A 9,138-nucleotide genomic window follows, 5' to 3' on the forward strand; every position below is an offset into this window, starting at 1 on the left:
CATCTAAATCACCGCCGCCTGTAGACAGATCCATCACCGTATCTGCCCCATATTTTACAGCAAGATTCAGCTTTTCTACTTCTTGATTAATATCAGAAGAACTCGGGGATGCCCCGATATTTGCATTCACCTTACATTTAGAGGCAATGCCAATACACATCGGCTCTAAATTGGTATGATTAATGTTAGCCGGAATAATCATCCGACCTCGGGCAACTTCATCGCGAATCAACTCAACCGGAAGATTTTCCCGCTTGGCGACATAGTGCATTTCTTCAGTTAATACACCTTGACGGGCGTAGTGCATTTGTGAAACATTTGCTTGACCACGCCGTAGATTAACCCATTCAGTTCTCATTTTTAATTCCCTCTGGTGATAGCTTCCCTACGCCGGTACTAACCGGACTCAGGTTCCAAGGGTGTCGTCTCAGCCTGGACTTCGCAGGCACCCCTAGCTTATTAGGAGTTGATGGTATCACAAATCGGGGGAGTTTGCAGGGGGGGAAGGGGGCAGAGTTAGCCGCAAAAGCATGAGGAGTTGACTTGGAAACCTGACCCATTAACGCTTGCAGTCAGTGTCGGGAAAATGTCAAAATATAGCAAAAGACAGGGAATAGGCAATAGGCAAAAGTACAATCCTGGCTGGAATTGGTTTTTAGCTTTATAGACAGTCTTAACTTAAATGTGTAGCGCTATAGTTGGGTGATCATCCCTAAAGGTATAATCTCTAAAATGGAGGTGGCGATCGCCTCGATTGTTCAGAGGAAATGTAGCCAGAATCTGCGTAAGTTTAACCTCATAAAAATGCGAGTTTTATTAGTTGAAGATGAACCGGGAATTGCACAGTTTATTACTCAAGGATTGCGAGAGGCTGGCTATGTGATTGATGTGGCTAACGATGGTCAAGAAGGTTGGGATTATGCTGAGGCATTTGAGTATGATATTATGATTCTTGATGTGTTGCTTCCTACAATAGATGGTTTTCAACTGTTAGAAAAAATTCGCAGTCGTAAAATATTAACGCCCGTTTTACTTTTAACGGCTTGTGATACCGTAGAAGATCGAGTTCGAGGATTAGATTATGGTGCCGATGACTACTTAGTTAAACCGTTTGCTTTTTCGGAATTACTAGCCCGTTTACGAGCATTACAACGGCGTCCTCCGCTACAAATGAATAATGTTTTGCAAGTCGCCGATCTGACGATGGATATCGCCAAAAGAGAAGTCCGACGAGCCGGACGTTTAATTGATTTAACTCCCTTAGAATTTAAACTGTTAGAATACCTGCTGCGCCATCCCAATCAAGTTCTCAGCCGGACTCAAATCTTAGAACAGGTTTGGGATGTAGATTTTTATAATGATTCTAATGTTGTTGATGTTTATGTGGGTTATTTAAGGCGAAAAATTGATCGAGACTTTGATCAAACACTGTTACATACCGTTCGGGGTGTGGGGTATTGTGTGAGAACTGAGGAAGGAAATGATTAAACAATTTCGTTTGAGAAAACACTCCCTACGAGTTCGTTTAACGGCTTGGTATATTTTTTTATTAGCCCTAACGCTGACGTTATTTAGTAGCTATCTCTATATCCAACTAGAACAAAGTTTACTGGCTCAACTCGATACCAGTTTACAACTCACCAGCACCCAAACCCTCACGAATCTGATCAATAGTAATGGTCATCCAGCCTTTAGAAAAACTATCGATTCTCAAGCCATTACCAAACACTTATTAGAGGTCGGTTTTGCCATCCGATTAATCGATGAAAACGGTCAAATTTTGGATGGTTTAGGGCGTTATCAAGCCATACCGACAACATTACCGACTCAAACCGGTTTTTCTAATCTCACCGCCTCCACAACAACTTGGCGCGTTTACAGCCAAATTCTTCCCGACGCCAACAATAAAGGGGAATGGTTGCAAGTTGCAGAATCCCTAGAACCCATCTACGAAGCCTCAGAACACCTGCTAACATTAATGTTGTTGGGATTTCCTCTTGTGTTGCTGATTGCGGCGTTAGGGGGGCTATTTTTGGCCGATCGCGCTTTGAGTCCCATCGAACGTATTATTCGCACCGCCCAGAGTATTGGCGCGAATGACTTTACTCAGCGCATTGGCTACCAAGGATCAACCGATGAAGTCAGACGGTTAGCCAAAACATTAGATCGAATGTTGGATCGTTTGCAATCGGCTTTTGAACATGAACGACGATTTACCGCCGACGCCGCCCACGAATTACGCACACCGTTAACGGTAATTAAAGGACGAATTGGTGTTACCCTCAGCCACCCTCGAACCGTCGCAGAATACGAACAAACCTTGCAAAGTTTAGAACAAGAAACCGATCGCTTAATTCGTCTGACTCATGCTTTATTGTTTTTAGCAAGATTAGATTTACGACAGATGCACCCAACGCTCTTGCAGTCTGTTGATTTGAGCAATCTTTTAAGCACTTTAGTTGAACAGATGCAACCCTTAGCGTCAACCCAACATATTCAGATTCTAGCACATATTTCACCACAATTATTCGTGCAGGGAAATGCAGATTACTTGACCAATTTGTTGTTAAATTTAATCGATAACGCGCTCAAATATACCCCCAGTGGCGGAACCGTGACGCTCAAAGCCACTCAAAACGATCAAGTTGTAGAGGTACAAGTAAAAGATACGGGAGTGGGGATAGAAGCCAAACATCTTCCCTTTTTATTTGATCGCTTTTATCGAGTCGAAGAAGATCGTTCTCGTCGAACTGGAGGGGCAGGTTTAGGGTTAGCGATCGCCAATGAAATTACCCGTTTACATAATGGCAAATTAACCGTACAAAGTCAAGTCAATCAAGGCACAACATTCACCTTTACAGTGAACAGTGTTGTAGGGGCGGGTTCTGAACAAATCTAGATCTTCCCATGCAAAACTTTTATAAACCCGCCTTTTTTGTAGGGGCGGGTTCCTCCAAAATGTCTATTTTCCCAGAAATAACTAACATCAACCCGTCCTTTTTTCTAGAGGCTGGTTCCTCCAAAATGTCTATCTTTCCCAGAAATAACTAACATCAACCCGTCCTTTGTTGTAGGGGCGGGTTCTGAACAAATCTAGATCTTCCCATGCAAAACTTTTATAAACCCGCCCCCCTCCTCACCAGTTAACAATCATAAAAGGAATAAAAACCGAGTTTTTGGGGTGTGTTAGTCTGTCTTCCCCACTGATTAAGAAAATTCTTAGACATTTCTCACCGTCCTCTTAACGTTTTTTATTTAAGCTGGACTGAGATTTTTACAAGCGGTAAACCTCTGTATGGATGGAAGCCTGATTCTGTTTAATATTCTCAACCCCCCGGTGCTGTTCTTTTTCTTAGGGATGTTGGCTGTTTTTCTAAAATCAGACTTAGAAATTCCTCAACCTCTCCCGAAGTTATTCTCACTTTATCTCCTCTTAGCCATTGGATTTAAAGGCGGATATGAATTAGAAGAAAGCGGAATCGATGCTCAAATTGCCATTACACTGATTGCAGCAATTGTGATGGCTTGTATTGTACCCTTTTACACATTCTTTATTTTAAGATTAAAACTCGATGCTTACAACTCAGCCGCCATCGCCGCAACTTATGGTTCCATCAGTGCAGTCACGTTTATTACTGCGAGTTCCTTTCTAGAAAAACTCAGCATTCCCTACGGTGGACACATGGTAGCAGCGTTAGCATTAATGGAGTCACCCGCGATTATTGTGGGGATTATATTGGTGCGGTTCTTTGCCCAAAAAGAGTCAGACGAATGCGGGTTTTCTTGGGTAAAAATTCTGCACGAATCCTTTCTAAATGGTTCTGTATTTCTACTGATTGGGAGCGTGGTTATTGGTGCATTAACGGGCGAAAAAGGTTGGGAAAAATTGCAACCCTTTACTCAGGGAATTTTCTATGGTGCTTTAACGTTCTTCCTCCTCGATATGGGATTAGTCGCAGCCAGACGCATCAAAGAACTGAGAAAAACAGGCTCTTTTCTAATTGGTTTTTCTGTGTTTATTCCCGTTGCTAATGCCTTAATTGGGATTGTGATTGGTAAAGTTTTAGGTTTGGGCGAAGGAAATACGTTGTTATTCTCAATTTTGTGTGCCAGTGCATCCTATATTGCTGTCCCTGCGGCGATGCGAATGACCGTACCCGAAGCCAATCCTAGCCTCTATGTTTCTATGGCTTTAGCGTTAACTTTTCCCTTCAATATTATTGTCGGAATACCACTTTACCTGGAAATTATCAAACATCTCGGAATTTAAACCATGCAAGCAGTCAAAAAGGTTGAAATTATCATTAGTTCCTTGGAAATTCAGGAAGTTCTAGAGGTGTTAACCAAGGCTAATGTTTCTGGATACACCGTGATGAATAATACATCCGGAAAAGGAGATCGAGGTGTGGCAAATGATGATCTAGGAACGGTTTTAAGTAACAGTTATATTATGACTGTTTGCACCAATGACAAGCAACTCAATCAAGTCGTAGATGAGGTTACTCCTATCCTGAAAAAAGTCGGTGGAATCTGTCTGGTCACGGATGCAAACTGGGTCTTACATTAACTGGTTTTAGACTGAACTAAAACGTTCTCCTTGTCCTCTTTTAGATTGAGATTGAACCCATGCCAATCAACCGAATAATTGCAGGTTTAAATGACTTCCAAGAAAATTACTTCAAAGCACATCAAGACCTGTTTTAGCGGCTGTCTCATGGTCAGACTCCTGAGATTTTATTCATCACTTGTTCTGACTCTCGTATTGATCCCAATCTTCTCACTCAAACTGAACCGGGAGAACTGTTTATTATTCGCAATTTGGGGAATATTATTCCTCCCTATGGTTCACTCAATAGTGAAGGAGCAGGAATTGAATATGCAGTTCAAGCTTTAGATATTAAGGAGATTATTGTCTGTGGACATTCTCACTGTGGCAGCATGAAAGGTCTGTTAAAACTTAAAAGCCTATCCGATGAAATGCCGTTAGTTTATGACTGGCTGAAGCATTTCGCAGAAGCGACTCGCCTAATTATTCGGGATAATTATCATGGATATTCTGAAGAAGAATTGATCAAAATTGCTATTCAAACCAATGTTCTGACGCAAGTGGAGAACTTAGAAACTTATCCCGTTATTCGCACTCGACTTCACGCAAATAAACTTCATCTTCATGCTTGGGTTTATGAAATCGAAAGCGGACAAATTACCGCCTATGATGCTAGTAAAGGTCAATTTGTTCCGTTGATACAAGAATCTTTTCCTGTTCCCGACCCTCTGGCGGTAATGAACCCAGTTTAGTTCATTGGGAGCCGTTGAAAATTGTGATTTTATCTTTTTAATACGGCTCCTATTTTTTGACATAATTGTGTATTTAAAAACCCATGAACAGTGCAATTATTAAATCAAATTATCATCAATTAGGCAATCGATTTCAACAATCCTTAGAAAGCGGTAAGTCTTGGTTTTTCCAAACCTCCGAAAGAGCCTTAGAACAAGCTTATCAAGCCGCACTGAGAATTAAAGCAATAGAAGAAGATCATTTTGGAGGACAACAGGTTTCTGCAAAAACTTCAATTTATACTCAAAATGTATTAAATTATTTTGTTGATGATGTTAAGAAGAATTTGCGAGTGATTCGTTTGAGAGTGGCGGAGTTTAAATGGAGTCGTACTCTGGGGAAATCATCCAATCTTGAAATCTTAGAAAAACTTCGGTTTATTGATGAAATTTTAGATCGATATAAAAAAGCTGACTTTTTTCAAAAAGACGAACTGACTATTGATGCAACTTTTAAACCCATTCAACCCGAAACCCCTCAAAAAATGTCTTCAAAAAATAAACTTTCTCCCACCGATTTTTATGCGGTCGAACAAAAACAAAAGCAGAAGCCATTCACGAACTCGAAGAATTTGAAGAAAGCTTAAAATTTCAAAGCTTACTTTATAACTCTCCAGAAATTTCCCCTGAACTTTCTGAAGAAAAACTTCATCAAAAAGCTGAGGAAGTCTCCGAAGAATTTCGCAGCAAAAGCAGCGAAGCCATTAGTAATATTTTTGCCGACTTAGTAGGACTCGCAACGTTTACTTTGGTGTTGATTTTTAACCAACGGGGGTTAAATGATTTTAAAGCTTTTCTGGGAAATGTAATCTATGATTTAAGTGATAGTGCAAAAGCATTTATCATCATTTTGTTAACCGATATTTTTGTCGGATTTCACTCTCCGCACGGTTGGGAAGTTTTATTAGAAGGAGTAGCGAGTCACTTTGGCATTGCAGCGAACCATAACTTTATTTTTCTGTTTATTGCCACCTTTCCCGTGATTTTAGACACAATGTTTAAATATTGGATTTTCCGCTATCTCAATCAAATTTCACCCTCAGCTGTTGCAACTTTGAAAAATATGAATGAGTAAGCACCTCTCAAAATCAGAACGAACATTGCTCAACACTCAAACGGTTCAGTGTTCGCCAAAATACTAGAATTTGAAAGCCAGCAACCTTTACAACAATACTCCATCAACAGAGCGAGGTCAAACACATCTTCATCAACTCAGGTCAGGGTCAGCAGCAGAAATAACAGCAATTTTGCAAGCCAGAGTGGAAAAGTTGGACATTTTTCGCCTTCCTTTTCCGTAAAACTGTCAAGCCTGATGCAATCTGTATTAAAATCTACTGTAACAATTAACAGATTTGACGTCAATTGCGTCAAACTCTTTTAAGTTGAGACAGACTTTATTGGTTAAAGTAGAAAGCATGGAATTTCGAGTTACAGACACACCCCGCATTGATTGGACAGGAGATGCCCTGGCAATTGGTTTATTTGAACATGAAGTCGAGTTACCGGGTGAATTAGCCCAGTTAGATGAGAAACTCGCAGGCACCTTGAAAGAGTTGATAGAAGAAACAAAATTTGATGGTAAACCTAGCAGTAATGCTTCCACTCGGGTTGGCAGTAATAGCCCCATCCGTAAGGTAATTTTAATCGGTTTAGGTTCATCAGAAAAGTTGTCGTTAGATACNATTGGTTTATTTGAACATGAAGTCGAGTTACCGGGTGAATTAGCCCAGTTAGATGAGAAACTCGCAGGCACCTTGAAAGAGTTGATAGAAGAAACAAAATTTGATGGTAAACCTAGCAGTAATGCTTCCACTCGGGTTGGCAGTAATAGCCCCATCCGTAAGGTAATTTTAATCGGTTTAGGTTCATCAGAAAAGTTGTCGTTAGATACCTTACGTTTGGCAGCAGCAACAGCCGCACGTCTCGCAAAAACGATTAAATGCAAAACCCTTGGTTTGAGTTTTCCCCTCTGTGAAACGCCCGATGCAACCACTCAAGCCTTAGTCGAAGGGGTTGAATTAGCCTTGTATCAAGATAACCGTTTTAAGTCGGAACCCGAAGAAAAAGGCCCTGCAATTGAACAGGTTGAATTATTAGGTTTAGCCGGAACCGAAGATGCCATTACTCGCGCTCAACATATCTGTTCCGGGGTGTTTTTAGCCCGTGAATTAGTGGCAGCACCCGCGAATGAAGTTAACCCAATTACGATGGCAGAAATGGCGGAAGCCTTGGCATCTGAATATGGGTTTGAGATTGAAATATTGGAAAAAGAAGATTGTGAAAAGTTAGGAATGGGTGCCTTTTTAGGCGTTGCCCAAGCGTCTGATTTGCCGCCAAAATTCATTCATTTGACTTACAAACCCACCGTAACTCCGAGGCGGAAATTGGCGATTATTGGTAAAGGTTTAACCTTTGATTCGGGTGGACTGAACCTAAAAGTTGGGGCGAGTAGTATTGAAATGATGAAAACCGACATGGGCGGCGCCGCAGCAACGTTTGGGGCAGCCAAAGCGATTGGATTGTTAAAACCCGATGTGGAAGTGCATTTTATTAGTGCCGTCACAGAGAATATGATTAGCGGTCGGGCAATGCACCCTGGAGACTTTTTAAAAGCTTCCAATGGCAAAACAATCGAAGTGAATAATACCGATGCAGAAGGCCGTTTAACGCTGGCTGATGCGTTGGTTTTTGCTGATAAATTGGGTGTCGATGCAATGGTCGATTTAGCCACCTTAACCGGCGCTTGTGTGATTGCGTTAGGTAATGATATTGCAGGCTTATGGAGTCCCAATGATGACTTAGCCAGTCAGTTGGAAATGGCCTCAAAAGGCACTGGAGAAAAACTCTGGCGAATGCCCATTGAGGAGAAATATTTTGAAGGGTTAAAAGCCGTTCATGCCGACATGAAAAATACCGGGCCAAGACCGGGCGGTTCCATTACAGCAACTCTGTTTTTAAAGCAGTTTGTTGAGAAAACACCCTGGGCGCATTTAGACGTTGCTGGCCCCGTTTGGACAGACAAAGATAACGGGTATAGCAGCACAGGTGCGACGGGTTTTGGGGTGCGACTTTTGGTGAATTGGGTCTTACAATAACCTGTAAAATTGGGGTGGGTTCTGCTCACCCTATTTTCACTATTTCTTTGGGTAAAGAGTTTATTATTAAAGAATTTTATGGTAGGCTTATAGATAGCGATTTAATGCGCCCTTTTCAAGAATAACCGTGTAATTTAGTTGTTGATTTGTCATAGGAAATGATTATAGAGTGTCTTCTGTGTTTTCCAATTCCTGTGAAATCAAATTCTGCAAGTCTTCATCACAGTGAGTTTGTAAATGAATCGTTGCTGTTAATAATTCTGCTAATATTTCTACTTTTTGTTTGGCACTCAGATTGGCTAATTGGAGTTGGTTGGTGAGTGCAAGCACATTTTGACATTCTTCGCCCAATTCAAGAATGAGTTGACTTAAGGTAGAGTTATCTATGGCAATTTTGTTAGTTTCTCTCAGTTGCATCATTTCCTCCCTAATCGTTTCAAGGCTTGTTCAATTCCTTTTTGAAAAGCACGGATTTCTTTTTCCCAATGTTTGATTAAACCCCTATCTGGATTCTCTTTTAACAATTCTAGCCGGATTTTTTCCTGATGTTCTGCAATTCTCTTTTCTAAAGATTGAATGGCTTTGCGATGGTTTTGTTTGCCCATGAGCAATAAAGATATTCCCAAAATTGCTAGTAGCAGATAACGACAACGATAACCTCCTTTCATTATTCATAATTCAGCATTCATCATTCACGAATGATTCT

The 9,138-nt window shown here is 41.0% G+C and carries 11 protein-coding genes, 1 pseudogene and 1 riboswitch; of the genes and pseudogenes, 9 read left to right on the forward strand and 3 right to left on the reverse strand.

The window, feature by feature from the left end; genetic code table 11:
- Positions 1 to 358 (reverse strand): phosphomethylpyrimidine synthase ThiC (locus tag WN50_RS22030; RefSeq protein WP_049560772.1); only part of this gene is annotated, 358 nt, incomplete at its 3' end.
- Positions 359 to 365: 7 nt separating this feature from the next.
- Positions 366 to 463: riboswitch (TPP riboswitch) on the reverse strand.
- Positions 464 to 804: 341 nt separating this feature from the next.
- Here WN50_RS22030 and WN50_RS22035 point away from each other — a divergent pair.
- The 9 genes and pseudogenes from WN50_RS22035 to WN50_RS22070 all read left to right on the forward strand — a co-directional run.
- On the forward strand, positions 805 to 1,488 hold the full coding sequence (locus WN50_RS22035; protein ID WP_046282140.1) for a response regulator: 684 nt from the start codon (positions 805 to 807) through the stop codon (positions 1,486 to 1,488).
- Positions 1,481 to 2,899, forward strand: a complete 1,419-nt coding sequence (locus WN50_RS22040) for a sensor histidine kinase (RefSeq protein ID WP_046282139.1) — start codon at positions 1,481 to 1,483, stop codon at positions 2,897 to 2,899. Before WN50_RS22035 ends, WN50_RS22040 begins: the two co-directional genes overlap by 8 nt.
- Positions 2,900 to 3,295: 396 nt before the next feature.
- Positions 3,296 to 4,270, forward strand: coding sequence for a sodium-dependent bicarbonate transport family permease (locus tag WN50_RS22045; protein ID WP_046277400.1), 975 nt, complete (start codon positions 3,296 to 3,298; stop codon positions 4,268 to 4,270).
- A 3-nt stretch (positions 4,271 to 4,273) separates the two neighbouring features.
- Entirely contained in the window at positions 4,274 to 4,567 is a 294-nt protein-coding gene (locus WN50_RS22050) for a P-II family nitrogen regulator (protein WP_046277399.1), read from the forward strand.
- A 173-nt stretch (positions 4,568 to 4,740) separates the two neighbouring features.
- A complete protein-coding gene (locus tag WN50_RS22055) occupies positions 4,741 to 5,298 on the forward strand; it encodes a carbonic anhydrase (protein ID WP_342586777.1) in 558 nt (185 codons plus the stop codon).
- Positions 5,299 to 5,381: 83 nt separating this feature from the next.
- Entirely contained in the window at positions 5,382 to 5,924 is a 543-nt protein-coding gene (locus WN50_RS36495) for a hypothetical protein (RefSeq protein ID WP_046277398.1), read from the forward strand.
- Positions 5,891 to 6,412 carry a hypothetical protein gene (locus WN50_RS36500; RefSeq protein ID WP_082172522.1) on the forward strand — a complete coding sequence of 174 codons (522 nt, stop codon included), beginning with the start codon at positions 5,891 to 5,893 and terminating at the stop codon, positions 6,410 to 6,412. The genes WN50_RS36495 and WN50_RS36500 overlap by 34 nt, the downstream gene beginning before the upstream one ends.
- Positions 6,413 to 6,752: 340 nt before the next feature.
- On the forward strand, positions 6,753 to 7,018 hold a 266-nt coding region (locus WN50_RS36505; protein ID WP_281062904.1), incomplete at its 3' end, for a M17 family peptidase N-terminal domain-containing protein.
- A gap of 1 nt (position 7,019) precedes the next feature.
- Positions 7,020 to 8,432, forward strand: a pseudogene (locus tag WN50_RS22070) (leucyl aminopeptidase); the annotation flags it as partial.
- 162 nt (positions 8,433 to 8,594) lie between these two features.
- Here the strand turns inward: WN50_RS22070 and WN50_RS22075 are convergent.
- A complete protein-coding gene (locus tag WN50_RS22075) occupies positions 8,595 to 8,852 on the reverse strand; it encodes a hypothetical protein (RefSeq protein ID WP_235441070.1) in 258 nt (85 codons plus the stop codon).
- A complete protein-coding gene (locus tag WN50_RS22080; RefSeq protein WP_235441071.1) occupies positions 8,849 to 9,100 on the reverse strand; it encodes a hypothetical protein in 252 nt (83 codons plus the stop codon). Before WN50_RS22080 ends, WN50_RS22075 begins: the two co-directional genes overlap by 4 nt.
- Positions 9,101 to 9,138 lie beyond the last annotated feature (38 nt).

Source organism: Limnoraphis robusta CS-951, assembly GCF_000972705.2.